Source organism: Streptomyces antioxidans, assembly GCF_000968685.2.
In the GTDB taxonomy this organism is placed as follows: domain Bacteria; phylum Actinomycetota; class Actinomycetes; order Streptomycetales; family Streptomycetaceae; genus Streptomyces; species Streptomyces antioxidans.
The window spans coordinates 24,083-46,540 of record NZ_LAKD02000137.1; the positions used below are offsets into that span (position 1 = coordinate 24,083).

18 protein-coding genes and 3 pseudogenes are annotated in these 22,458 nt (G+C 71.2%); 8 read left to right on the forward strand and 13 right to left on the reverse strand.

The genetic code is table 11. From position 1 onward, the window contains the following. Window positions 1-9: 9 nt before the first annotated feature. From VT50_RS36195 to VT50_RS36205, 3 genes are all read right to left on the reverse strand, one after another. Window positions 10-2,034 carry a proton-conducting transporter transmembrane domain-containing protein gene (locus VT50_RS36195; protein WP_276207365.1) on the reverse strand — a complete coding sequence of 675 codons (2,025 nt, stop codon included), beginning with the start codon at window positions 2,032-2,034 and terminating at the stop codon, window positions 10-12. Window positions 2,035-2,039: 5 nt separating this feature from the next. Further along, the gene (locus tag VT50_RS36200; protein ID WP_046088637.1) at window positions 2,040-2,522 is read right to left on the reverse strand and encodes an NADH-quinone oxidoreductase subunit B family protein; all 483 of its coding nucleotides are present in this window, start codon (window positions 2,520-2,522) and stop codon (window positions 2,040-2,042) included. A 261-nt stretch (window positions 2,523-2,783) separates the two neighbouring features. Further along, window positions 2,784-3,134 carry an ArsR/SmtB family transcription factor gene (locus VT50_RS36205; RefSeq protein ID WP_046088661.1) on the reverse strand — a complete coding sequence of 117 codons (351 nt, stop codon included), beginning with the start codon at window positions 3,132-3,134 and terminating at the stop codon, window positions 2,784-2,786. Window positions 3,135-3,461: 327 nt separating this feature from the next. Here VT50_RS36205 and VT50_RS36210 point away from each other — a divergent pair, with 327 nt between their 5' ends. Beyond that, window positions 3,462-3,953: a MarR family winged helix-turn-helix transcriptional regulator gene (locus VT50_RS36210; RefSeq protein WP_046088636.1), complete on the forward strand. Its 492-nt coding sequence runs from the start codon at window positions 3,462-3,464 to the stop codon at window positions 3,951-3,953. Window positions 3,954-4,085: 132 nt separating this feature from the next. After that, window positions 4,086-5,906: a chloride channel protein gene (locus tag VT50_RS36215; RefSeq protein ID WP_206269545.1), complete on the forward strand. Its 1,821-nt coding sequence runs from the start codon at window positions 4,086-4,088 to the stop codon at window positions 5,904-5,906. Here VT50_RS36215 and VT50_RS36220 read toward each other — a convergent pair. After that, complete coding sequence (locus VT50_RS36220) at window positions 5,834-6,334, reverse strand: nitroreductase family deazaflavin-dependent oxidoreductase (RefSeq protein WP_046088635.1); 501 nt, start codon at window positions 6,332-6,334, stop codon at window positions 5,834-5,836. The genes VT50_RS36215 and VT50_RS36220 overlap by 73 nt on opposite strands. Before the next feature lie 212 nt (window positions 6,335-6,546). Here VT50_RS36220 and VT50_RS36225 point away from each other — a divergent pair, with 212 nt between their 5' ends. After that, entirely contained in the window at window positions 6,547-7,212 is a 666-nt protein-coding gene (locus VT50_RS36225; protein ID WP_046088634.1) for a DUF4142 domain-containing protein, read from the forward strand. Between the two features lie 82 nt (window positions 7,213-7,294). On the opposite strand, the pseudogene VT50_RS36230 reads toward VT50_RS36225, so the two are convergent. The 5 genes and pseudogenes from VT50_RS36230 to VT50_RS36245 form a co-directional block, all read right to left on the reverse strand. Beyond that, window positions 7,295-8,299, reverse strand: a pseudogene (locus VT50_RS36230) (PP2C family protein-serine/threonine phosphatase). A gap of 165 nt (window positions 8,300-8,464) precedes the next feature. Further along, on the reverse strand, window positions 8,465-8,677 hold the full coding sequence (locus VT50_RS39205; protein WP_143645330.1) for a hypothetical protein: 213 nt from the start codon (window positions 8,675-8,677) through the stop codon (window positions 8,465-8,467). Window positions 8,678-8,990: 313 nt separating this feature from the next. Continuing rightward, window positions 8,991-9,632, reverse strand: a pseudogene (locus VT50_RS36235) (PucR family transcriptional regulator); the annotation flags it as partial. Between the two features lie 184 nt (window positions 9,633-9,816). Continuing rightward, window positions 9,817-10,473 carry a fasciclin domain-containing protein gene (locus VT50_RS36240; protein ID WP_046088633.1) on the reverse strand — a complete coding sequence of 219 codons (657 nt, stop codon included), beginning with the start codon at window positions 10,471-10,473 and terminating at the stop codon, window positions 9,817-9,819. Window positions 10,474-10,523: 50 nt separating this feature from the next. After that, the gene (locus VT50_RS36245) at window positions 10,524-12,197 is read right to left on the reverse strand and encodes a molybdopterin-dependent oxidoreductase (protein ID WP_046088632.1); all 1,674 of its coding nucleotides are present in this window, start codon (window positions 12,195-12,197) and stop codon (window positions 10,524-10,526) included. 275 nt (window positions 12,198-12,472) lie between these two features. On the opposite strand from VT50_RS36245, the gene sigK reads away from it, so the two are divergent. Both sigK and VT50_RS36255 read left to right on the forward strand, forming a co-directional pair. Further along, window positions 12,473-13,060, forward strand: coding sequence for an ECF RNA polymerase sigma factor SigK (gene sigK / locus VT50_RS36250; RefSeq protein ID WP_046088631.1), 588 nt, complete (start codon window positions 12,473-12,475; stop codon window positions 13,058-13,060). Beyond that, window positions 13,057-13,806 (forward strand): anti-sigma factor, encoded by a 750-nt coding sequence (locus tag VT50_RS36255; protein ID WP_046088630.1) that lies wholly within the window; start codon window positions 13,057-13,059, stop codon window positions 13,804-13,806. The genes sigK and VT50_RS36255 overlap by 4 nt, the downstream gene beginning before the upstream one ends. Window positions 13,807-13,975: 169 nt before the next feature. Here the strand turns inward: VT50_RS36255 and VT50_RS36260 are convergent, their stop codons facing one another. Together VT50_RS36260 and VT50_RS36265 are read right to left on the reverse strand one after the other, a co-directional pair. Further along, complete coding sequence (locus VT50_RS36260) at window positions 13,976-15,553, reverse strand: long-chain-fatty-acid--CoA ligase (RefSeq protein ID WP_046088629.1); 1,578 nt, start codon at window positions 15,551-15,553, stop codon at window positions 13,976-13,978. Continuing rightward, the gene (locus tag VT50_RS36265) at window positions 15,550-16,968 is read right to left on the reverse strand and encodes an ANL family adenylate-forming protein (protein WP_240529451.1); all 1,419 of its coding nucleotides are present in this window, start codon (window positions 16,966-16,968) and stop codon (window positions 15,550-15,552) included. The genes VT50_RS36260 and VT50_RS36265 overlap by 4 nt, the downstream gene beginning before the upstream one ends. A gap of 33 nt (window positions 16,969-17,001) precedes the next feature. Here VT50_RS36265 and VT50_RS40830 point away from each other — a divergent pair, with 33 nt between their 5' ends. After that, complete coding sequence (locus VT50_RS40830) at window positions 17,002-17,169, forward strand: hypothetical protein (RefSeq protein WP_240529452.1); 168 nt, start codon at window positions 17,002-17,004, stop codon at window positions 17,167-17,169. A gap of 398 nt (window positions 17,170-17,567) precedes the next feature. Then, the gene (gene hemA / locus VT50_RS36270; protein ID WP_046088627.1) at window positions 17,568-18,848 is read left to right on the forward strand and encodes a 5-aminolevulinate synthase; all 1,281 of its coding nucleotides are present in this window, start codon (window positions 17,568-17,570) and stop codon (window positions 18,846-18,848) included. Window positions 18,849-18,924: 76 nt separating this feature from the next. Here the strand turns inward: hemA and VT50_RS36275 are convergent, their stop codons facing one another. Both VT50_RS36275 and VT50_RS36280 read right to left on the reverse strand, forming a co-directional pair. Next, window positions 18,925-21,336: an ABC transporter permease gene (locus VT50_RS36275; protein ID WP_046088626.1), complete on the reverse strand. Its 2,412-nt coding sequence runs from the start codon at window positions 21,334-21,336 to the stop codon at window positions 18,925-18,927. Next, on the reverse strand, window positions 21,333-21,932 hold the full coding sequence (locus tag VT50_RS36280) for an ABC transporter ATP-binding protein (protein ID WP_078840874.1): 600 nt from the start codon (window positions 21,930-21,932) through the stop codon (window positions 21,333-21,335). Before VT50_RS36280 ends, VT50_RS36275 begins: the two co-directional genes overlap by 4 nt. Window positions 21,933-22,221: 289 nt before the next feature. Between VT50_RS36280 and VT50_RS36285 the strand changes: the two are divergent. Further along, window positions 22,222-22,458 (forward strand): annotated as a pseudogene (locus VT50_RS36285) (hypothetical protein); the annotation flags it as partial.

Sequence of the window (22,458 nt, forward strand, 5' to 3'; positions counted from 1 at the left end):
GGTGCGCTCTCACCAGCCCACCGTCAGCGCCAACAGCAGGACGACCAGGCCGGCGAAGCCGTAGCCGAGATACAGGTGAACACTGCCACCCGCCAGACGCCGGACGGCCTGCCCCGTACCCGCCAGGGCCCGGAGCACCGGCTCGTACAGCCGGTGCTCGATCCGGTCGGGCACCCGGCGCTGGAAGCGCACCCGCTCCACCAGATACGCCGACTCCCGCACCGGCGTGACGTTCACGTCCTGCTCCGGGGCGAGCACATCGTCGAAGACCCGCTGCAGCGGTTCCGCGAACGAGGTCGCCGTATAGGCCATACGCGGTGTCGGAGCCCCGCCCCCACAGTCCCAAAGCCGGGCGCCCGCGCGGCGCCGACGGCGTGCGCACAACCGGGGCAGCCCGGCGGCGAGCGCGAGCGCCACGGTCAGGGCGGCCACTACCCACAGCGGCGACAGGCTCGCCGAGACATCGGCAAGGCGCACCCTCAGCCCGCCACCCGTCAGCGCACCGCTGCCCGGCAGCCCGGCCGCACCCACGGCCCGGTCCAGGCCGTCGCCCAACAGGCCCGGTACCAGAGCCAGTGCCGCGCACAAGACGGCGAGCAGCCCCATCCCGGCAAGCATGGGCGCGGGCGCTTCCCCGGCCGTGGCAGCCTGTTCGCTGCGGGGACGGGAGAAGAAGCCCACCCCGAGCGCCTTGACGAACACGGCCGCGGCGATGCCCGCCGACAGGGCGATCAGCGCCACCGACAGCGGCAGCACGACCGCCACCGCGACACCCGGCACCTGAAACCCGTGGATCAGGGACTGCAGCAGCAGCCACTCGCTGATGAACCCGTTCCCCGGCGGCAGCGCCACCGCGCCAAGGGCCGCGAGCGCGAACAGCCCCGCCGTGGCCGGCATGCGGGAGCGCAGCCCGCCCAGCCGGTCGAGGTCGCGCAGACCGGTCGCCCTCAGAACGGATCCGGCCGCGCAGAACAACAGGGCCTTGAACGCGGCGTGGTTGACCACGTGCAGCAGCGCCGCGGCCAGGGCCAGCGCGGCCAGCGGCCGGTCGCCGTAGGCAGCGAACAGCCCCGACGCCCCGACACCGACAATGACCAGGCCCATGTTCTCGCTCGTCGAATACGCCAGCAGCCGCTTCAGATCGGCGGCCATCGCCGCCTGCAGGATCCCGTACACCGCGCTGACCCCGCCCACCGCCATCACCCCCAGCCACCACCACGCCGGACCGCCGCCCAGCAGATCCAGGCCGGTGCGGACGAGACCGTAGACGCCGAGGTTGACCATGGCTGCGCTCATCAGCGCCGAGACGGGGCTGGGCGCCTCGGGATGGGCTCGCGGCAGCCAGGCGTGCAGCGGCACCGTCCCCGCCTTCGACGCGAACGCCGCCGCGACCAGCACGAACACCAGCCCGCGCAGCGCAGGCGACACACCCTGCGCGCCCGCCCGCAGCGCCGCGAAGGTCTCCCCGCCCGCCTGCGCGGCGAACAGCGCGAACCCCGCCAGCAGCAACATCAGCCCCAGGTGCGTCATCACCGCGTACCACACACCCGCCTGCCACACCGAGGCCCGCTCCCGGTGCTCGGCCAGTACCAGCAACAGCGAGCCGAGGGCCATCAGCTCCCACAGCACCAGGAACGTGGACACCGAGGCCGCCACCGGCACGAGGACCAGCGTGAGCGCGAACAGCGGCAGCACCGCCTGCGCGGTCCGCGAGCCCAGGCCGTGTGGCCCGTCTCCGGCGGCGTAGCCGATGCCGTACACCGCGACCGCGACGACCACCGCCCCCGCCACCGCCATGAACACACCCGCCAGCGCGTCCACCGCCACATGCGCCCCTGCCAGCGGCACCAACCCGGGGAGGGCAGCCGCCCAGCGGCTGCCCTCCAGCGCGGCCACACCCGCCGTACCACCGCCCGCCCCCACGCCCGCCGTGAGTACGCCCACCACCGGCACCCGCAGCCGGCACGGCAGCAACAGCCCGGCCAGCGCACCCGCACCGCCCACCCCGGAGGCCGTCGCGAGGGCGGCCGGCACCACTGTCACCTCCCGGTCACCCGCCGCAGCGCCGCCACGATCGCCTCCGGCTCCGGCGGGCAGCCGGGGACCTGGAGGTCCACCGGTACGACATCGGAGACCGCGCCCTCGACGCCGTACCCGCCCGCGAACTCTCCGCAGTCGATCGCGCAGTCCCCCACCGCGACCACCAGCCGCGGCTCACCCATCGCCGCCACCGTGCGCCGCAGCGGCTCCGCCATGTTCCGCGTCACCGGCCCGGTCACCAGCGCCACATCCGCGTGCCGCGGCGAGGCCACCAGCCGGGCGCCGTACCGCTCGGCGTCGTACACCGGATTGAACGCCCCGGCGATCTCGATCTCACAGCCGTTGCAGGACCCCGCGTCCACACACCGCACCTGCACCGACCCGCCGAGCTCCCGCGCCTTCTCTGGCACTTCACCCTCGGGAGGCGGCGGGGCGGGCTCAGCCACCCGACCGGTGGCGCGGATCTTGCGCAACAGGCTCATGAACCTCTCCTGACACGGTGAGGGCTTGTCCGCGGGTGACCAACGGCCCAACGGCCACCCCACGACGGGCGTTATGACACTTTCCCTGCGCTTTGCCTCATCGGCGGCTCTTCGCGACCGGATCACGACCGGTGGAGGCGACCGGTGGAGGCGACCGGTGGAGGCGACCGGTGGAGGCGACCGGTGAGCCGCCGCCTCCCGGCACCACAGAGCGCTGTCCAGCCCACGAGACGAGAGACGACCGCCGATCAAGGGCCGCCGCTACGACGGCGGCTTCGCCTCCCCCTGCGCGGCCTGGAGGCCGGCCAGCAACTCGGCCTGCCCGGCCAGCACCCCGGACAGGATGGTGCGTGCCACCCGCAGGAGCTCCGCGACATGGGGACTGGTCAGCGAGTAGTACACCGTGGAGCCCTCCTTGCGCGTCACGACCAGGTTCGCCCGCCGCAGCACGGCCAGTTGCTGGGAAAGGTGCGCGGGCTCGATGCCCACCTCGGGCAGCATCTCGGCGACCGAGTGCTCGCGCTCGCTCAGCAACTCCAGGACACGGATACGCGCCGGGTGGCCGAGGGTCTTGAAGAACTCCGCCTTCAATTGGTACAGCGGCGTACTCATCGTGTTGCCCCCTTCCCGGCACAGCAGCACGGCCCCACCGGCCGGACTTCGGAGCATCGCATCCACCCACTCGTCAAGAACATGCGGCTCATCCTCGCGTGCGGCACCGGCCGGACCGAACCCGCGCCGAGGGACCGGCCGCCAAAACCAGCCGTGAAACTCAGTAATTGCCAACATTAGCAATTGCTGAGTTCGCGCGAGACCTACATGGTTGATCTCCTGGCGGCGGCCCGCCCGTGACCTTGCGTGGCGCGGGCGGGTCGGCCCGGGCGGCGCCCGATGAGCGCCGGGCACGCGACGTCGGGGCCGGGGCGGTAGAAAGGGCGTATGGCCCGCCCTTCTCCAGCCTCCGAGTCCGATGCCGAGGCGATGGTCAGCGCTCTGTTGACCGCGTCCAGGCTGCTTGTCGCCGTCTCCGCCCGGTCGTTGGCCGCGGTGGAGGATTCCCTGACGCTGCCGCAGTTCCGGATGCTGGTGGTGCTCGACGGCCGGGGGCCGCTGAGTCTGTCCGGGCTGGCGGGGGAGTTGGGGGTGCAGCCCTCGACCGCGATGCGCATGATCGACCGCTTGGTCGCGGCGGGCATGGTGGCGCGCGGTGTCACCGCGGAGGACCGGCGCACCAGCGTGATTTCCCTCACCAAGGACGGTCGGCGGATTGTGAACGAGGCCACCGGCCGACGGCGACGGGAGATCGCGGGCATCGTCGACGTCATGCCGCCCGGTCAGCGGCGTCATCTCATCGAGGCGCTGCAGGCGTTCACGGAAGCCGGTGGCGAACCCCCGGTGGATAACGGCCCACGGACGCACGCGACCTGGTGACCCACACCCATTCTTTTGCATAATGCAAAGATGGGTAGTGAAACGATCGGTCTCCGGCGAGTGCCTTCCCTCCCCGTGCGCGCGGGCTCCGCGCGGCTGCTGAACGGCACAGGGCAGGGGCAGGGAGGGGTGATCGCGCTCGCGCTGGTGGTGGGATGCGGTGCCGGGCTCGGGGCGATCGCCTTCCGGTGGCTGATCCAGACCTTCACCCGACTGCTGTCGGGCCACGCCGACTATTCCGCCGCCGGGCATGCCGCCCATCCGGGACTGCCGTGGCTCGGCCCGTGGTTCGTCGTACTGGCGCCGGTGGTCGGCGGGCTGCTGTACGGGCCGCTGGTACAGCGCTTCGCCAGGGAGGCGCGCGGGCACGGCGTACCGGAGGTGATGTACGCGGTGGCGCATCGCGGGGGCCGGATCGCGCCGCGGGTCGCGGTGGTCAAGGCGGTGGCGTCGGCGCTGTGCATGGGGTCGGGCGGTTCGGTGGGGCGGGAGGGACCGATCGTGCAGATCGGCTCGGCGCTCGGTTCAACCGTCGGGGGGGTACTGCGGATGCCGGAGGACCGCAGGCGACTGCTGGTCGCCTGTGGCGCGGCGGGTGGCATCGCGGCCACCTTCAACGCCCCTCTGGCCGGGGTGTTCTTCGCCATGGAGCTGATCCTGCGGGACTTCGCCGTGGAGTCCTTCGGCGCCGTGGTCCTCTCCAGTGTCACCGCGAGCGTCATCGGCCGAGCGGTGCTGGGGGACGAGGCGTTTCTGACCCTGCCCGCCTTCCATGTGGCCCATCCCGAGCAGTATCTGCTGTTCGCACTGCTCGGGGTGGTCGCGGGCGCGGTCGGTGTGACCTTCACCCGGGTGCTGTACCTGATCGAGGATGTCTGCGACTGGGCCTGGCGGGGGCCGGAGTGGCTGCGTCCGGCGGTCGGCGGACTGCTGCTGGGCGGTCTGCTGCTCGTACTGCCCCAGATGTACGGGGTGGGCTACCCGGTGCTGGAGGGCGCCATCGAAGGCCGGTATGCCATGGGCCTGCTGCTGCTCCTGCTGGTCGGCAAGATCGTCGCGACCAGCCTGACCATCGGTATCGGCGGCTCGGGCGGGGTGTTCGCGCCCAGCCTCTTCCTCGGCGCGATGACCGGCACCGCCTTCGGCGTCACGGCCCATCAACTGCTGCCCGGCGTCGCCGGAGCGGTGGGCGCCTACGGGCTGGTCGGCATGGGCGCGGCCTTCGCGGGCGCGGCCCGCGCCCCCATCACCGCCGTGATCGTGCTGTTCGAGCTGACCGGGCAGTACACCATCATCCTGCCGATGATGCTCGCCATCGTCCTGGCCACGCTCACCAGCCGCCTGCTGTCACGCGACACCATCTACACCCTCAAGCTGCGCCGCCGCGGCATCGACCTGGACAGCGCGCGGCTGGGGTCATCACTGGCCGGCGCGAGGGTCCGCGACGTCATGGAGGAACTTCCCGCCGCATTGCCCGGCGACCTGCCGCTGAAGGACGCCACCGATGTGATCGCCCGCTCCGGACACGGAGTCCTGCCCGTCACCGACCGGGGCGGGCGGTACGCGGGTATGGTCACCGCACGGGCCGTGGCCGAGGCACTCACCGAGCCCGATCCCGCCCTCGACGCCCACGCCGCCCCGCGCGTCGTCGCGGACCTCGCCGAGCGGCCCTCGGCGGTGACCGCCGGCGCCCCGCTGAGCGGGGCGTTGCACACCCTGGTCAGCACCGACGGCGCCGGACTGCCCGTGCTGGACGCGGAGACCGGCGAACCGGTCGGCTGGCTCACCCACCAGACCGTGCTGAGCGTCCTCCACGCGCCCGCGGTCCCCCGCCGGGAACCCCTGACCTCACGTCAGCGCGCTTCCGCGAGCGCCGAGACTCACCGCGGCGCGGGCCGTTCGTCGGGGAGTACGCGTACGAAGGGGATGTGGTCACGCCCGATGCGGTGGTAGTCCTCCGCGCTGCCGTCGGCCTCCAGACCGCACATTCGCATCAGTCCCCTGGCCAGGCGTGGATGCCGCAGCGCGTAGGTGGCCATCAGACGCCCGGACTCCTCCGGGCCCAGTGGCTCGGCGATCGCCGGCATCCGGCGCCGTCCGACCTGGATGGTGACGTGCGGAGTGCGCAGGACGTTGCGGTACCACTGCGCGGACGGGCCGAAACCGGAGGCGAGGTGGTACGCCCCGGTCGCCGGGTCGCGACCGGTCACCTCCAGGACGGCCTGCCGCGGCAGGCCACTCGTCCGGCCCGTATGCGTGAGCAGCAGCATCCGGCCGCCCAGCAGCCACCCCAGGCGCCAGCGGTAGAGCAGGAGCGGCGCCCGGAACATCACCCTGCGCAGCCCGGAGGGCGGGGGCACCCGCGTGCGGCGGTTCGGCATCGACCGGTCTCCTCCCCGTGGGCGGCCGGGGTCCGCACTCGCGCCGTTGGGGGCGGCGGAGCGTAGCGAATCGGAGGCGCCCCGGCCATCGGTTCCGCGTGCTTTATCAAAGTGCAAATTTTGCACTGTCTAAAAGTCTAGCGTTCTGCGTGCCCACGACGCATGTGTCCGCCCCCCCCCGCAGGCGGACCCACCCCGATCCAGGAGGCACCATGACCGCGCACGCCCGGTCGGCATCCGGCCGCTCACGCAACCTCACCATCGCGGGCGTCCTGCTCCTCGCCCTGGCCGTCGTGTCCGGAGCGATCGTGTGGGCAACCCGGGGCGACGCCAACGCCACGGAGAACTCCTCGTCGAACTTCCCCAGCGCCAAGCCGGCCGCCCCGGGTGATGTGGTCACCACGGCCGGGCCGGTGAGCAAGCTGGACATGGAGTTCCTGGCGAAGGTGCGGCAGGCCAATCTGTGGGAGGCCCCGGCCGGGCGACTCGCCCAGACCCACGCCACCAGTGAGGCCGTCAAACGGGCCGGGATGCACGTGATGGACGGACACTCCAAGCTGGACGAGTTCGTCCGCAACACCGCCGAGGCACTGAACGTCGCCCTGCCGGACGAGGCCAGCGCCGAGCAGCAGGGCTTCGTCCGCACTCTGGAGGACGCTCAGGGCGCCGACTTCGACAAGAAGTTCGCCAACATCCTCCGCGGCACCCACGGCAAGATCTTCGTCACGATCGCCCAGGTCCGCGCCAGCACCAAGAACTCCCTGATGCGCCGCTTCGCCTCCGAGGTCAACCTCACCGTCCTCGACCACCAGAACGTCCTGGACGACTCCGGCCTGGTCGACGAGGCCACCTACGACGACATCGCCTCCACCTTCTGACACGCGAATGCACGGCGGGACGGCGGGCGCACGCCCGGCGGGCAGAGGGATGCCCAGCCGCCCGCCCCCGTCCCGTCCGAGGTCAGCCGTCGCGACAGCGGAGCAGCAGCATGGCGGCGTCGTCCTGTAACGGCCCCTCCACATGCTCCATCAGGCCCTGTCGCACGGCGGCCAACGCCGCCTCCGGGTCACGGTGCGCGAGCCCGCCCACCCGCTGTTCCAGCGGAAAGAAGTCCCCCGAGGGGCCGCGTGCCTCGGTCACCCCGTCGGTGTGGAAGAGCCCTGGTCACCCGGAGCGAAGAGCACGTCGTACGGCTTCGGTCCCGGTGTTCCGTGCGCGCCCAATCCGAGCGGCAGCGCTCGCTCCGGTGGCGCCAGATAACGCACTTCCCCATGTGCCCGCACCATCAGCGGTGCGGGATGGCCGAAGTTGGGCAGGGTGACGTCGGCACCGCCGTCCCGTACCTGGGCCAGCACCGCCGTGACGAACTTCTCCCGGGTCAGCTGCCGCTCCAGGGCCCGTTCCAACCGTTCGCCGACGGCCGTGAGATCGGGCTCGTCGTACGCCGCTTCCCGGAAGGCGCCCACGACCACCGCCGCGGGTCTCCACCGCCTCCAGGCCCTTGCCCTGGGCGTCCCCCACGATCAACCGCACCCCCTGTGGGGAGGTCACCACCTCGTACAGATCACCTCCGATGCGCGCCTCGGCGACAGCGGAGGTGTACGAGACGGCCACCCGAAGCCGCCCCGCGGCGCGCGGCACCGGGCGCAGCAGTACGCGCTGCGCCACCTCCGCGATCGAGCGGACACTGGCCAGCTCCGTCTCGCGTCGCTGCCGCCGCACCGCCGCCGCGAGACCGGCGGCCGTGACGCCCTCGACGGAGAGCAGTGCGGTGAAACCGCGGCGAGTGACGAACAGCCCGTCGTACACGCTGAGCACGAGGCACAGGGCGACGGCGACCACCCCCATGGCGACCGTGCGCCGCCATCCACCGGTGAGGCCCGCGAAGACCGGCCCCAGGGACACCAGTAGCAGCAGACCCACTCCAGGTCCCGTGGTGAGATCCACCGCGGCCACCACGGCCATGACCCCAAATGGCAGGAGAGACAGGAGGAGAGAGCCCTTCGGACCACTTTCCTGAGCCAATGAACCCTCCCGAGGGCGTCGCGCCGGCCCGTGCCGCTACCGCTGGGGCAAGGCACAGGCCAGGGCAGGCCCTTTGACCCTAAGCAACGAGGGTGGTGGTACGGGTCACATCCCGGACACGACGCGATCGACACCGGTCCGAGGGCGATCGAGCGGCCCGGCGGGCGGGACGGGGCGGCGGGTCAGCCGACGCTGCAGCCTGACACCCGCCCAGCCCGCTCCCGCCACGGCCGGCAGCACGGCGATACGCAACCAGTGCCGATCCGTCAGCGCGTCCCCGGCGAGTGCCACGAACCAGGCCAGAGCGATTCCGATCACGACAATGGCCGTGCGCCGTGTGCCGGCGGTGCCGGCGCGGGCTCCGTCTCCCCCGTGAGCCCGGCCGCCGACCCCGCCATCCGCACCGCCAGCCGGTGCCCGGCCGCGACGAGGAGCGTCAGGCCGGGCGGAACCGCCGGATGCTCCGGCGCGACCCGCGGGCACTCGGCCACAGCGCTTCCCCCGCTTCTTCCGTCTCGGTGCCGGGCTCATCGTGACACCGGGACAACGAGCCACGCATTGCCGGATCCCGGCAGTCTTTACGCGTTCCTGATGGCTTGGTGACACCAGAACCGCACGGCGGAGGGCGCGCCTACAACGGGATCCCCGGCCAGCCGAGCAGCCGCGCCCCCATGGCGGCCGTCTCCAAGGTGAAGCGCTGCAACGCGTCGTCCGGGTCCTAACCCGTCAGGACCTTGATGCGCTCCAGCCGGTAGGAGAGTGTGCGGACGCCGATGTTCAGCCGCCTGGCCACCTCGGCGTTGACGTACCCCGCCGCCGCCCACGCGGTGAGCGTCTCCAGGAGCGGCCCGGCCCCGCCCCGGGTCCGCGTGAGCGGGCCGAGGACCGTGCGCACCAGGTCGGCCATGGCCGCCCGGTCACACACGAGCACCGGAAAGACCAGCAGCTCGGCGGAGCGCAGAACAGGGCCGGGCAGCTCCAGACGATCGGCGAGCTCCAGGGCGCCCAGAGCCTCCTCGTAACTGCTCACCACGCCGCCGGCGCCGGGGTGCTCAAGACCGACGGCCACCCGCCGCGCTCCCACGTACCCACTGCCGGAATCGTGCATCCAGCTCACGAAGGCGTCCAGGATCGCGCGCTCACGTTCACCGCCGGCCGCGATACAGACCAACCGCCCGTCCTTCGTGGACAGCAGCACGTCGTGCTCCCCGAACCGGGCAATCAGCTCCCGCTCGGCCCGCCGCACGACCGGATGTACGTCGTCATACCGCTCGTGAGCAATCCCCTACCGCCGACCAGGCTTCCCGGCACACCGCACGGCACCCACATGATCCTTACGCGCTCCTTACGGAACATTGGTGCCCCACGCCTCGCACGATCTGGCCGGGGCTACGGAGGCGCGCCGTCCGGGGGTCGGCTCGCATCGCGCGGAGACCGACCCCCGTTGGCGTCGGCTGCTACTTCTTGGGCATCAGGACGCTGTCGATGATGTAGACGTTGGCGTTCGCGGTCTTCACGTTGCCGCAGACCACGTTCGCGGAGTCATTGACCTTGTAGGACTCACCCGAACCGGACGTGGTCACCTTGGACTTCTCCAGAGTGGGATAGGAGCCGTTCGCCAAGTTCTTCGGCGCGAGCTTCTGGCCCACGACGTGGTAGGTGAGGATCTTCGTCAGCTGGGCCTTGTCGCCCAGGACCTTGTCCAGGTCCGCCTTGGGAATCTTGTCGAAGGCGTCGTTGGACGGGGCGAACACCGTGATGTTCTCGGCGTTGTTGAGGGTGTCGACCAGACCGGCCTTCTTGACCGCGGTGACCAGGGTCGACAGGGCCGGGTTGTGCGAAGCGGCCGTGGCGACCGGGTCCTTGGCCATGCCGTCGAACGAACCCGATCCCTTCTCGGGAACCGACGAGCACGCCGGGCCGAACGGCTTGGCCATGCCGTTCATGTCGTCCGAGGCGCTCGGGGTGGCCTTGTCCGAGGCGGGAGAGGACTTCGTGTCGGAGGCTTTGTCGTCTCCGTCGTCGCCCGAGCAGGCCGTCAGGGCCAGCGGCAGCAGGACAACCGCGGCCAGGACCAGGGATCCACGACGGTTCCGGCGGGGGATGGTGTTCATTTCTGCTCCTTGGTCGTTCGGATGCGAGGTCGAGGCGGGCAATGGGGTGGTCAGTCCACGTTGATCACCACCGAATGCCAGCCGCTGGCGCCGTCGGGGATGGTGCGGGTCCGCCGCTCCGGCTGCGTTTCGCCGGTGCGGTCGGTGGCCCGGACGGTGAGGGTGTGGCTGCCGGGGAGGGCCTGCCAGGGGAAGGACCACTGGCGCCAGGTGTCGCGGGTGTCCTCCGCTGCCAGCTCGGCCTCGTGCCAGGGACCGTCGTCCACCCGGATCTCGACCTTGTCGATCCCGCGATGCTGGGCCCAGGCCACCCCGGCGATCATCACCGTGCCGGCCTTGGGGCGTGCGAAGGGCTTGGGGGTGTCGATCCGCGACTCGGTCTTGATGGGCGCCTTGCGCGCCCAGTTCCGCTTCACCCAGTACGGGTCGTAGTCGTCGAACGTCGTGAGTTCGATTTCCTTAATCCATTTGCAGGCGGAGACGAACCCGTACAGGCCCGGCACCACCATCCGCACCGGAAAGCCGTGCTCGAACGGCAGTGGCTGCCCGTTCATCCCGAGTGCGAGCATCGCGTCACGGCCGTCCATCACGTCCTCGACCGGAGTGCCGATCGTCATCCCGTCCACCGACCGCGCCACCAGTTGGTCGGCCGGGCCCCCCTTGGACGGGGGTTTCACACCGCGTTGGGCGAGCAGATCGGCCAGGCGTACCCCGAGCCAGCGGGCATTGCCCGCGTACGGTCCGCCGACCTCGTTCGAGACGCAGGTCAGGGTGATGTCGCGCTCGATCAGCGGCATTCGCAGCAGGTCCTGATAGGAGAGCGTCATCCCGCGGGTGACGCCCCTGCCGTGGATGCGCAGACTCCAGGAGGTGGCGTCGATCCGGGGCACGACCAGCGCGGTGTCGACCCGGTAGAAGTCGTGGTTGGGCGTGATGAACCGGCCGATGCCCGCGACGCGCAGCGCGGCGCGCTCGGGTATGGGCGCCGCCGCCGAGGCGGGGGTGGGCAGGACGATCCGGTTACGGGAGGCGATCGCGCTCCGGCCACGTGCGGCGTTGAGCGAGCGGCCCAGCGCGCCCACTCCCGTCGACGCGGCCGCGGCGGCGGTCGCGGCGATGACGAAGCCGCGTCGGTCCCATCCGTCCCGGCCGTCTTCACCGCCCCGATCGGCCAGGGCGTCGATCCGCGCAGCGGGGCCGGTGTCCATCGCTTCGCTTTCTCGTGCGGGCCCTCGAGGGGTGGCCGGGCGGCCGCACTGTGGCAGGCGTCCGGCCAGCCAGTGGAGGAGCGCCGCCCCCGCCACGGCGCCGGCCACCGACGGCAGTGCGTCGGTGGCACTCGTGGAGTCGGGTCGGCCGGTCGCCGCCAGTGCGCCGACAAGGCCGAACAGCAGGACTCCGGCCGCGCCGGTGCGCCGGTGGCGTGCGGCCACGATGCCAAGGGCGAGCGCCAGGAGGGTGAGTACGGCGAGGATGCCGAGCTGGAGTACGAGCTTGTCGTCCGTCCCGAAGTGGCGGATCGCCCAGTCCTTCACCGGGGCCGGGGTCCGGTCGATCGTCGCGCCGCCCACCGCGATCACCGGGCTCGCCTCGGGCCGTACCCCGGCCGACACCAGCTCGGCCACCGTGAGCGCGGCATAGCCCGCCAGCAGACCGCTCAACGGGCCCAGCCCGGCAAGCCGCAGCACTTTCCGCCGCCTTGATGTCGTCAGTTTCTCGCTCACACAAGGAATCCGGAGCCGCGACGGGCCCGGATTGGTCATTCACCCATTCGAGGGAAAGAGGATTTCCCCACCAATCCAAGAGGCCCATAACTCCGAAGTAGTCCGGCTCCGTACGGCGCCATCCGGTGCCATGACCAGTCCGCGGGGCCTCGTCCGCGTCATTCCGCACGCGCTCGCTCCGCGGAGACGGAAGGCACGATGGTCCGGCCCGACCAATCCGCTCCGCGCCCGGTGCCGAAGCACTTGCTGATCAGACCCACAATCCGGAGGTGTCCATGCGTGTGGCAGCACGCGGCGACCGATCGGCGGCACCGGGGCCCGGTGCGCTGGAGGCGTTGCTCGAACGGGTGGCACGGGGCGACGAAGAGGCGTTCGGCACGGTGTACTCGATGGTGGCCGGCGCGGTTCTGGGCCTGGTGCGCAAGGTGGTGCGCGACCCGGCCCAGTCGGAGGAAGTGGCGCAGGAGGCCCTCATCGACGTCTGGCGTTACGCCGCCCGTTTCGACCCGGGCCTCGGCAGCGCCATGACGTGGATCAGCACCCTGGCGCACCGCCGCGCCGTGGACCGGGTGCGCTCCGCGCAGGCCGCGACGGACCGTGAGCGCAAGGTCGCGGCCCAGGACTACAGCCCCCTGTTCGACGAGGTCAGCGAGCGAGTGGAGCGCCGTCTGGAACGTGAGCAGGTGCGCCGCTGCCTGGATCAGCTCACCGAGTTGCAGCGGGAGTCCGTGACGCTCGCCTACTACCGCGGCTACACCTATCGGGAGACCGCCGAAGTACTGGACACGGCGCTGGGAACCGTCAAGACACGGCTGCGCGACGGGCTGATCCGTCTTCGCGACTGCCTGGAGGTGTCGTCGTGACCGCGGGGGATCTGCACACGCTGACGGGCGCCTACGCACTCGACGCGCTGACCGAGCGCGAGGCGGCGGAGTTCGACCGCCACCTGGCGGTGTGCGACGCGTGCGCGCAGGAGGTCAGGGAGCTGCGGGCGACCGCGGCCCGGCTGGCGCGGGCGGTCGCGGAGGAACCGCCCGCCCGGCTCCGGGCGAAGGTGATGGCGGCGCTGCCCGAGGTCCGGCAGCTTCCGCCGGAGGGCCGCAAGGTGCCGGTGGTGTCCCTGGCCGCCCGGCGGCGGTGGCTGCGGATTCCGTACCTGGTGACCGCGGCCTGTCTGGCCGTGACGGTAGTGGCGGGCGGCCTGGTCCTGGACGCCCGTGACGACGCCGACGGGCAACGGGCCCGGACCGACCGTGCCGAGCGTCGGGCGAACGGGCTGAGCGCGCTGATGGCGGCGCCGGACGCCACCTTCCGTGCCACCGCGCTCAAGGGCGGTGGCAGCGGCACCGTGGTCGTCTCCCGGCGACTGGGCCGGGCGGCGTTCGTTTACCACGATCTGCCGACGCTGCGGAAGGCCGGTGTGTACGAGCTGTGGTACAGCCGCAACGGCACGATGGTCCCGGCGGGGCTGCTCGAACCCGGCCGGGCCACGGGTGCGGTGTTCCTCACCGGCGGTCCGCACGGGGCTGACGGTGTCGGGGTCACGGCGGAACCGCGGGGCGGTTCGGACAAGCCGACCAGTGCGCCGCTGGCCGTCGTGGCTCTATGACCCGCGAACCCCGTTCTCCCGACTTCCCCTGTTCCTGATCATCCGCGTGAGCCGGATTCGGCAGGACCGTCCTGCTCGGGCGCCTGTTCCAGCTTCACCGCGAGAGCGAAGACCATGGCGCGGACGCTGGCGAGGGTCCGAGCGGGTGCCAGTCCTCGGCTTGGCTTGGTCAGTGGCCGTCGGTTAGGCGGGTGGTGAGTTCCCGCTTCAGGACCTTGCCGCTCGGTCCGAGGGGGAAGTCCTCGACGAACTCCACCAGGCGCGGGTACTTGTGCGCGGCGACTCGTCGTCTGCTCCAGGACACGATGTCCGCGGCGAGCGCCGCGTCCGGGGCCGTGCCCGGCCGCGTCCGTACCACCGCGCACACCTCCTCGCCGTACTTGTCGTCGGGAACGCCGATGACGGCGACCTGGGCGACGGCCGGGTGGCGCATCAGGACGTCTTCGACCTCGCGCGGATAGACGTTGTAGCCACCGCGCAGCACCATGTCCTTCTTGCGGTCGACGATGGTCAGATGGCCCTCGGCGTCCTTCACCCCCAGATCGCCGGAGCGGAACCAGCCGTCCACCAGCACGGCCGCGGTGGCTTCCGGCCGGTTGAGGTAGCCGGCCATGACGTTGTGGCCGCGTACGACGATCTCCCCGACCTCCCCGGCCCCCAGCAGCTCGATGCGGTCCTCGACGTCGGCGGCGGCGATCTCCGCCTCCACGCCCCAGATGGGGCGCCCCACGGTGCCGGGCCTGCGCGGCCACGCCTTCTGGTTGTACGCCACCACCGGCGAGGTCTCGGTGAGTCCGTACCCCTCGTAGATCGGGCAGCCGTAGACCTCCTGGAACTCCTCCAGCACCTTGACCGGCAGCGCCGAACCGCCGGAGAAGGCGCGGTCGAGGGCGGGGCGGCGGGAGTCGCGGACGGCGGCGTCGAGGAGGGCCAGGTACATGGTCGGGACGCCCATGAACACCGTGCAGCCCTCGGTGACCATGAGGTCGAGCGCGCCGGGGCCGTCGAAGCGGCTCATGAGCACCAGGGTGCCACCGGCCAGGAAACAAGCGCTCATGCCGCAGGTCTGGCCGAAGGTGTGGAACAGCGGCAGACAGCCGAGTAGCACGTCGTCGGGGCCGAGGTCGAACGGCGAGCGCATCGTGGTGCTGACGTTCATCACCAGGTTGAGCTGGGTGATCATCGCGCCCTTGGGGCGGCCGGTGGTGCCAGAGGTGTACAGCACCAGGGCCAGGTCGTCGGGCGCGCGCGGCACCAGGCGGTCCAGGGGCTCCGCCCGTTCGGCGAGGGAGTCGAGACGTGGCGGGGCGTCGTCGTTCGGGTCGTTCGGGTCGCTCGTGTCGTCCGTGTCGTCCTCCACCATGACGGTGAGCAGCGGGACCCCGGCCGCCTCCGCCGCCTTGGCGCCCTCGGTCAGCTGCGGGGCCGCGCACACCAGGGCCTTCGCCTCGGAGTCGGCCAGCACGTGGACGATCTCTTCGGCGCGCAGCAGGCCGTGCACCGGGACCGCCACGGCACCGAGCGCCAGCACGCCGTAGTACACCTTCGGGAAGTGCGGTGTGTTCGGCAGCAGCAGGGCGATCCGGTCGCCGGGGCGCACACCGAGGTCCCGCAGCACCGCCGCGTACCGGCGGGTGGCGTGCCAGAGCTCCGCGTAGGTGATCCGTTCCGAGCCGAAGACGAGCGCGGGGTGGTCGGGGCGCCGCTCGGCGGTCTCGGCCAGTATGGACGCGGCGCTCAGCGTCATGCCGCACCCCTGTTCCGTACGGCCAGCGCCTGTTTGTCCGGCTTGCCGGCAGCGGTGAGGGGCAGCGCGTCGTGCGACGTCACCACGGCCGGTACGTGCTTCGGGGACAGCTCGGCGGCGACGTGCCCGATCAGCGTCCCCGAGTCGGCGGTGCCGCCCGGTCGCACCACGACGGCGGCGTGGATGTGCTCCACGCGGTCGTCGTCCACCACGCAGTACACCGCGGCCTGGGCGACCTCGGGATGGGTCAACAGCGCGTTCTCCACATCCGTGGGATGGACCTTGATGCCGTTGGTCTTCACCACCTCGCGCATCCGGCCGTGCAGGCGCAGACAGCCGTTCTCATCGACGGACCCGAGGTCGCCGGTGTGCACCCAGCCGTCGCGGATGGTCTCGGCGGTCAACTCCGGTTCGCCCCAGTAGCCGAGCATGGTGTACGGACTCCGCACGCACACCTCGCCGGTCTCGCCGGGCGGGACGTCACGGTCGTCGTCCAGGTGGCGGATGCGTACCTCCGCGGTCGGGCGTCCGACGGTCCCGCGGAGTTCCGGGTCGGTGTGGTCCGACGGGGTCAGGACGCTGATGGGGCTGATCTCCGTGGTCCCGTAGATCTGGAGCAGCACCGGGCCGAAGACCTCGACCGCCTCGGCCAGTCGGGCGGGGGCCGCGGGGGACCCGACGTAGCTGATGACCCTGATGCTCGACCGGTCGGTGGTGGCGACGTCGGGGTGGTCGACCAGCGCGTACAGCTGCGGCGGGGTGATCGCCAGCGCGGAGACGCGGTGCCGTTCCACGGCCCGCAGCACCTCGCCCGCCTCGAACCCGTCGTGCAGGATGACCGTTCCGCCGGAAGCGAGCGTGAGGTCGACGACGGAGCTGCTGGAGTTGCTCACCGGCAGGGTCGACAGGTACACGATGGGTTCCGGGGACTGGAGGGGGCTGTCCTGGAAGGGGCTTTCCTGGGAGGGGGTGTCCTGGGCAGGGCTGTTCTGGAGGGGGAGGCCGCGGACGCGGTACGACAGCGTGACGGCCTTGGGTCTGCCGCTGGTACCGCTGGTGCAGATCACCACGGCGGGCTGTTCGGGGTCGGCACCGGCGGCGTCGAGGTCGAAGGCGTCCGGGTCGCCCGACGAGAGGTCCAGGACATCGGGACCGAGAGGGCCGAGCACGGCCAGGCGCGGTGGCTCGGGCAGCCGATCGCACAGCTCGTGGGCCGCGCCGACGTGCTCCTTGTCGACGGCGAGGAAGGCCGCCCCGGTCCTGCTGAGGAGCTCCTGGCGGGCGGCGGCGGCCAGTTGGTCGGTGGGGTCCACGGCGTTCGTGGAGTGCAGGTGGACCAGGGTGGCCCCGGCGAGGTTGGCGGCGTAGCGGAGGATGATGGTCGCCGGGCTGTTGGTGACGGTCAGCACCGCCACAACGGGATCCTTGCCTTCGGTAGCCGGACCTCGGTGGTCCGTAGCCGGAGCTCGGCGATCCGCAGCTCCGCGATCCGCAGCTCGGCGGTCCGTGAAGTGCCGACGCAGGACTTCCGCCGCCGCGAGAACGGCCCGGGAGAACTGGCCCGCGGTGAACTCCTCGCCCTCCCGCCACAGGGCAATTCGGTCGGGATCGGATGACAACGCCTCAAGCACCCGGCGGGCGTAATTCTCATTCGAAGACACCGGAACCCCACTTCCCCGACACTTCTCCCGACCCATAATCGGTCGGTGCAGGATTACATGGCCGTGAGAGCCTGGCAACCGGTACTGACTGCCCGTCAGATGGACTGGGTAAATTACTCAAGTCCCCATTGACGCCCTACCAATGACTAGCGGCCTTGAGTAACTTGTACGCCGACCGCGACCGACGATACGCAGACGCCACTGCGACCTCCCATTGCGCCAGTTGAGCGTTTCCAACCGCCAGTTGAGCCTTCAAGCACCAGGGGCAATTGAGCTTTCAAATACCGGGGGCGACCAGAAGCCAGCCGTAGTTTTGCAGTTTCAGCCATTTACACGCAGCCGCCCATAGTCGCATGTGGCCTCAGCGGCCTGAAACGAAGCGAGTAGATGTGACGACCCAATACCTGGACCTCTTTGCAAACCTCGTCGAAGGATCCGACGGGGGGAAGAGAGAGTTCCTGGAGATCGGGCGGCTCGCCGGGAAGTTTCCCGCGGCCAGCCTGCGCAGCAGTGGACACATGGCTGGCCCGGACAGCATCAGCGTCTGGTGCAGCAACGACTACCTCGGCATGGGCCAGCATCCCGCGGTGCTCGAAGCCGCGAAGGAGGCGGTCGACGAGTACGGTGCCGGCGCCGGCGGCTCACGCAACATCGGCGGCACCAACCACTACCACGTACTGCTGGAGAACGAGCTCGCCGCACTCCACGCCAAGGACGACGCGCTGCTGTTCACCTCCGGCTACACCGCGAACGACGGCGCGCTGTCCGTCATCGCCGGACGCATGGAGGGGTGCGTCGTCTTCTCCGACGCGCTCAACCACGCCTCGATCATCGACGGCCTGCGCCACAGCCGCGCCCAGAAGCAGATCTTCCGCCACAACGACAGCGCTCACCTGGAAGAACTGATCGCGGCGGCCGATCCGGACGCCCCCAAGCTCATCGTCGCCGAGTCCGTGTACTCGATGAACGGCGACATCGCCCCGCTGGCCGAGCTCGTCGACATCGCCAAGCGCCACGGGGCGATGACGTACCTCGACGAGGTGCACGCGGTGGGCATGTACGGCCCGGCGGGCGCCGGCATCGCGGCCCGGGAGGGCCTGGCCGACGACTTCACCGTCATCATGGGCACCCTGGCCAAGGGCTTCGGCACCCACGGCGGCTACATCGCGGGGCCCTCCGAAGTCATCGAAGCGGTGCGCATGTTCTCCCGCTCCTTCATCTTCACCACCGCGCTGCCGCCCGCCTTGGCCGCCGCCGCCACCGCCGCCGTACGCCATCTGCGGTCCTCCGAGGCCGAGCGCGAACAGCTGTGGTGCAACGCGCAGTTGATGCACCGGCTGTTGAACGAGCGCGGCATCCCCTTCATTTCGGACCAGACACACATCGTTTCCGTGCTGGTGAGGGACGAGGCCGTGTGCAAGCGGATGTCCGCGCTGCTGCTCGACCGATACGGGATCTATGTGCAGGCGATCAACGCGCCGAGCGTGCGGGTCGGGGAGGAGATCCTTCGGGTCGCTCCCGGAGCCGTGCACACCGCCGACGACGTACGCGGATTCGTCGACGCCCTGGACCAGGTCTGGGAGGAAACGGGCTCCGCGCGCGAATCGGCGACCCCGGCCGCTCCGGCCCACTGACACCGGTCACCGAACACTCACTCCTCATCGGCGCACGGTGCGCACCGACCCCGCGCGGCTCCCGCCGCTTCCGCGGCTACTCGGTACGCAGCCCCTCCGGGCGCATCATGCGCCACAGGGGCGGCAGACTGACCAGGGTCACCAGGCCGATGACCCCCGCGCCGACGCCGGTCATCAGCGTCAGGTTCGTCCAGTCCACGGTCCAGGGCTCGTTGACCATCTCGAGCAGCATCGTGCCCAGCGCGAGCCCGCCCGCGATCGACAGGGCCAGGCCCAGGACGACGGGGATGGCGGTCTGCCACAGCACCGACCAGCTGAGCGTGGCGCGGCGGGTGCCGAAGGCCACCAGGACGGACAGCAGCCGCCTGCGCTCACGCAGTTGCTCCAGGGTCGAGACGACCATGCTGGCCCCGATGAGCAGCAGGGTCGCGGTGGCGCCGATGAACAGCCCCTTGCGGACCGCCGAGAACTGTCCGCTCTCCGTGGTGCTGGTCAGCGAGTACACATCGGGTACCGGGGTCAGCGCCGCGCCGGTGTTGCGCGCGTACTCCGCCGCGTCCGGCACCCTCGGGTCCAGCCGCAGCAGGATCTGGGCCGTGGGGTCGCTGAGCCGGGCGACATCGATGGCCCCGGGGGTGGCCAGAATCCCGGAGTTCTCCGCGCCCTGCGGATCGTCCTTCGCCGTCACCGTCCTGGTCGAGCGCGGAATGGTCCACAGCTCGGGATTCCTGGTGATCACGTTGCCGTTGTGGTCCAGCCGCAGATTGACCTGCGCACCGGGCTTGGCGAAGTCGGGTTCCTCCTCGTAGGGGATCGAGAGCTTCCCCAGGAAGACATCGCCGTCGGAGCACCGGCCGATGTCGGCCATCTCGCGCAGGGTGGGGCAGTCGGCCACCGTGATCGACTGCACATCGACGTCCTCGCGGGACGTCGCCTTGGAACGCGCCTCGGCCACGGACGCTCCGACGCTGCCGAACACCTGGCGCACGCCCTTGGTGGCGCGGTACTTGGCGAGCGCGGCGCTGGCCTGGGCGCCGTTGTCGACGTCGAGGGTCATGCCGATCTGGGCGCGCTGGGGGTCCTGACCGGTCAACTTCGTCTGGGTGTCCTGCACGGTGGCGAAGAGCATCTGGATCGCGATCGCCCCGGCGACCGCGACCGTGATGCCGCTCACCGCCCGTGCCGCCGTCCCGCTGCTGAGCTGGAGCCTCCGGGTGGCGAGCTGCCAGGACACCGGACCCCTGCCGAACCGTTCGACGACCGCCTCGACCAGCCAGGGCAGCAGCGCCGTGGTGCCGATCAGCACCAGTACCGCACCGGCCGCGGCCTGGTACGTCTCGGCGTCCCGGCTGTGGCTGGTCGCGCCGAAGCCGCCCGCGAGCGGCACCAGCAGCCCCATTCCGAGCACCGGCAGGAGCAGTCTCCACCACAGCCTGCGCCGCCGGGGGGTGGCGTTGCGCACCACGCCCAGCGGTTCGATGGCGATCCCGCGCAGCGCGAACAGGGTGACCAGGACGGCCGAGGCGGGTACGACGACCGCGATCAGCAACGCCAGCGGCGCGGACGGGCGGATGTCGGCCGCGAAGAAGCTGACGTCCCACAGGCTGACCGTGCTGACCAGCCTCCGTACGGCCAGGAACATCAGCCCACCGGCCGCCAGCCCGAGGAGCGAGCCGAAGAGCGCTTCCCCGGCGGCGATCCGCCGGGTCATATGGCTGTCGGCGCCCACCAGGCGCAGCGCGGCCAGCCGCCGGTCGCGCCGCTCCCCGCCGAAGCGCGCGGCGGTGGCGATGAAGATCAGGACCGGCACCAGCAGCACCACACAGCCCACGACGACCAGCAGCAGCACCCCGGGGCTCAGGACCTGGTCCGGGGGCTCGGTGCCCCAGTGGTCGACGCGTTCCGCATGGGCGTCGCCGAACACCCCGGCGTCGACGCCCGCGTAGTACCGGAGGTCGGCCGGGCCGGACAGGCCGCCGTCGGCGATGGTGCCGACGACGCGGTAGGGCAGGCGCTGGCGGAGCAGGTCGTGGTCGGCGAGCAGCTTCTTGAGGGCGGGGGAGACCCACATCTGACCGGGGGCCGGGAGGCGGTCCACCCCGGGGGGCTTGGGCGGGCTGTTCCCGTCCGGCGCCAGCAACGTGCCCTCGATGGAGTCCTCGCGGAACGTCGTGTTCCCACCGGCGATCCTGATGGTGTGCGGGCCCGCCTTCGGCTTGGTGTCATTGCCGGGCTCGTAGGCCTCGCGGGCCGCGCTCCGGTCCTCGCGCGCGTGGTACGCGTGGGGGGCGGAGGAGGCCAGGAGCAGCAGCGCCACGCCGAGCCCCACGCCGATCGCCGTCATGAGCGTCCTGGCCCAGCTCTCCCGGCCGCCGGTGACCGCGAAGCGGGCGCCCATGGCGAGGTCGGCGGCCCAGCGGGTGATGGCTCCGCGCCGCGGCAGTGCCGTCCGCTCCCGTGGTTCGGCCGCGCTCTCCTCGATCGTCATCGGGCGCCCGCCATGTCCCGCGCCTTGCCGTCGCGCACCACGGCCTCGCGGTCGGAGTAGGCGGCGACCCGTGCCTCATGGGTGACCAGCACCACGGCGGTACGGGCCTCCCGGGCCGCCCCGGTGAGCAGCTCCATCACCCGTTCCCCGTTGAGGGAGTCCAGCGCGCCGGTGGGCTCGTCGGCGAAGAGCACCCGCGGGCCGGTGACCAGCGAGCGGGCGACGGCGACCCGCTGCCCCTGACCGCCGGAGACCTCACCGGGCCGCTTGGCGCCCACGTCCGCGACCTCCAGCCGCTCCAGCCAGGACAGCGCCCGGGCCTCGGCCTCCCTGCGCTTGACACCGCTCAGCCGCAGCGGAAGCGCCACGTTCTCCACGCAGCTCAGCTCCGGGACGAGCCGGCCGAACTGGAAGACGAAGCCGAACTCGCCGCGGCGCAGCCTGCTGCGCTCGGCGTCCGGCATCGTGGCCAGATCGCGCCCGCTGTGGTGCACCGAGCCCGAGTCCGGGGTGATGATCCCGGCCAGGCAGTGCAGCAGCGTGCCGTGGCGGGGCCCGGACTCCAGCAGTCCGGGCAAGGTGTGACCGATGGACATACGCGGCACTATACAAGATGCGTATACGTGGTGTGTATAGATGCGACGAATAGGTCATACCCACAGGTCAGGGCATTGGCTGCCCGGCGGAACGGGTCAGCCGGACTCTCCCGAGGCGGTACCGCGGAGGGGACGGCATCGCGGGTGGGGCGGTATCGCGGGGGCGGGCGCCCGCGGCACGGGATCGGCCGCGCCGACCCGGCAGTCGATCCGGACGGGACACCAGAACAGAACAGCCAAATCTTCTGAAGGTCACTGCTCGGCCAGTGGCTGGTGACAGGATCGAGGGGTGCTGATCAAGGGATACGACGTCGGCCCGCTGGTGCCGGGCGAGTCACTGCTGCTCCACCCGGGCTTCTGGTCGAACTACCTCTTGGCGATGGGCAGCGACGGGGGGTGTGCCGAGCGCCCGGTTCCGGAGTGGTTCGGTGAGGACGGCGCCGATGCCGATGCCCTGTCCGAGGTCCTCTTCGATCCTGAGCACTGGCCCGTGTTCAGGGTGCCGGCAGAAGACGGACCTGGAGCC